The sequence below is a fragment of the Pedobacter agri genome (assembly GCF_032678665.1).
GTDB lineage: Bacteria > Bacteroidota > Bacteroidia > Sphingobacteriales > Sphingobacteriaceae > Pedobacter > Pedobacter agri_A.
In genome coordinates, this window is record NZ_JAVTSH010000017.1 from 1 (window position 1) to 2,656 (window position 2,656).

Annotated in this window: 2 protein-coding genes; both read left to right on the forward strand. The window is 43.4% G+C overall.

Annotation, left to right across the window (positions count from 1 at the left end; translation table 11 throughout):
• Positions 1-228 precede the first annotated feature (228 nt).
• Positions 229-1,752: an IS21 family transposase gene (gene istA / locus R2Q70_RS21810; protein ID WP_316809672.1), complete on the forward strand. Its 1,524-nt coding sequence runs from the start codon at positions 229-231 to the stop codon at positions 1,750-1,752.
• A 19-nt stretch (positions 1,753-1,771) separates the two neighbouring features.
• Entirely contained in the window at positions 1,772-2,518 is a 747-nt protein-coding gene (istB, locus tag R2Q70_RS21815) for an IS21-like element helper ATPase IstB (RefSeq protein WP_316809673.1), read from the forward strand.
• Positions 2,519-2,656: the final 138 nt, after the last annotated feature.

Genomic DNA, 2,656 nt, shown 5'->3' on the forward strand with positions numbered 1-2,656 from the left:
TGGATAAACCGCTTCAAATTGACCCCTCTTCGCCACTTTAAAAAGCCCCCCTTTGCCGAGTTAATTTGATAAGGTTCGCCAAAGCAAAAAGACCCCTTTGCGCCGATCCAAATTGACCCCCTTGAAATCGCAGATTCGTTTGTGCTGAATGGTTTATAGGAATATGTTTTTGTTTAGCTTTTAGCCGAACAAAAACTGCTGATTACAATGTCCAATAAGCCTATCAAAATGAATAAACTAAGACAGATCATCCGTCTATACAATCAGGGAACCGGGACCAAGCGTATCCATGCAATGGTATCAACTTCACGTAATACCATTAAAAAGTATATTCGCATCTGGCAGGCACTTGGCATCAGCTATGAAGAGTTTAATGCCAAGAGCGATAGCGATCTGGCCGTCATTTTCACCACACCTGTGGCCAGAATCTCCAGTGCACCCCGGATGCAGATTCTCCAAACACTATTACCTGATTACTGTAAAAGATTGAAGAAAAAGGGTGTTACAAGGGAATCTCTCCACGAAGAATATGTGCAGAAACACCCTGACGGATATAGCCGTTCACACTTTAATAACGCCATAATGGTCTATCTGCAGCTATCCAGATCGGTGATGCATATTGAACATAAGGCTGGTGATAAGATATATATCGATTTTGCCGGTAAAAAGCTATTTCTTATCGGGAATGATAATACGAGGCAGGACGTAGAGGTATTCGTGGCGATACTTGGTTGCAGCCAGCTCACCTATGTTGAGGCTGTGGCCTCACAGAAGAAGGAGGATCTCATCGCCGCCTGTGAAAATGCACTTCGCTATTTCGGAGGTGTACCAGAGGCGATCGTGCCCGACAACCTTCGCTCCGCTGTTACAAGAGGAAGCAGGTATGAGGCGGTACTGAACGATGAGTTTGCCGCATTTGCGGAACATTACGCAACGACAGTTATTCCCGCACGTGCCTATAAACCTCGCGACAAATCACTCGTGGAAGGAGCTGTGAAACTCATTTATAGAAGTATCTACAACAAACTTGATAATCGCCGTTTTGAAACCCTGGAGCAGCTTAATGCAGCGATAGCGCCTCTGCTCGAAATCCATAACAACAAGCACTTTTCTGGTAGAAACTACTCACGCAGGGAACAGTTTGAGGAAATCGAACGTGAAGCACTTGCCGTGCTTAATCCAGTTCGATATGAGGTGCATAAGCAGGTGATGGTTACCGTAATGAGAAACGGGCATGTACGGCTGGGTGAAGATGTTCACTACTATAGTGTTCCATATAATTATGTTGGCAAAAAGGTGAAGTTGCTGTACACTTCCGGCTCTGTAAAAGTCTATTACAACTATACCATGATAGCTTTACATTCAAGAGTGCGAACAAAGCACCATTATACCACCCAGGAAATCCATCTGGCGCCACAGCACCGGTATATCTCAGAATGGACTCCTGAGAACTTTATACAGCAGGCAGAAGAAATCCATAGTGATGTTGCCAGTTATATATCAAAGGTGCTTGAGTATAAGGGACATCCGGAGCAAGCCCATAAATCCTGCTCGGGCATACTGAACTTTGCACGTCGTGTTGGAACGGTCCGGCTAAAAAATGCCTGCCGTTGGGCAGATAATCTTGGACAGTATAACTACCGCATAATTGAGGAGATCCTGCGAAAACAGCTTGATCAGCTATCTGCAGAAGAACAGACAATAGAGATCCCTGAGCATGGAAACATCAGGGGTAAGGAATATTACCAGTAACAATTAATAGCAATTAGAAATGAACAATGAAACATTAGAGAAAATGAAACAGCTAAGGCTGTTTGGAATGTACGATGCATTTAGGACCAATCTGGAATCATCTGTAAAGGAATCGCTAACTACTGATCAGTTTATATCGGTACTGGTTGCAAGCGAGTGGGATGACAGGCGCAACCGTTCGGTGGACAGGACAATTAGGGCGGCTGCATTCCGATATAAGGCATCTCTTGAACATATTGATTACTCCATTGAGCGAGGCCTCGATAGGAATCAGGTGCACAGACTTGCAGCCCTGGATTTCATTAAGGAGCACAAGGATCTTTTTATAACCGGTTCCACTGGTACCGGAAAAAGCTATCTGGCCACCGCACTTGGATATCAGGCATGTCAGAATGGATACAAAGTTTTGTATGTCAATACCGCTAAGCTTATGGGGCAGCTAAAGTTGGCAAAGGCTAAAGGTACCATCCTGGCAGAACTCAAAAAGATTGAAAGGGTTGATCTTCTTATTCTTGACGACTTCGGACTTCAGCCCTTCGACCCACAGTCAAGGGTTACTTTACTGGACATCATTGAAGATAGGCACCAGAAGCGTTCAACAATAGTTACATCACAAATACCAGTGAAGGAATGGTATGATATAATTGGTGAGAAAACAATAGCAGATGCGGTTCTTGACCGTATCGTTCATCACTCATTGAGAGTTGAATTATTTGGTGAATCTATGAGGAGGAGAAACTCTAAGATTGAAAACGTATTTTTGTAAAATAACAGTTGTTAAACAGGACTTGAAAGATCAATTCTAAAATGCCATTTCGTACAACAACTTCTGCTTTTTTCAAGCAACAACTCTGGGGGTCAATTTAAAATTGGCGAAAGGGGGTCAAATTTATTGGTATATGCA

Coding starts and splice junctions, on each gene's coding strand:
- istB (WP_316809673.1), top strand. CDS start 1,772: ATGAACAATGAAACATTAGAGAAAATGAAACAGCTAAGGCTGTTTGGA.
- istA (WP_316809672.1), top strand. CDS start 229: ATGAATAAACTAAGACAGATCATCCGTCTATACAATCAGGGAACCGGG.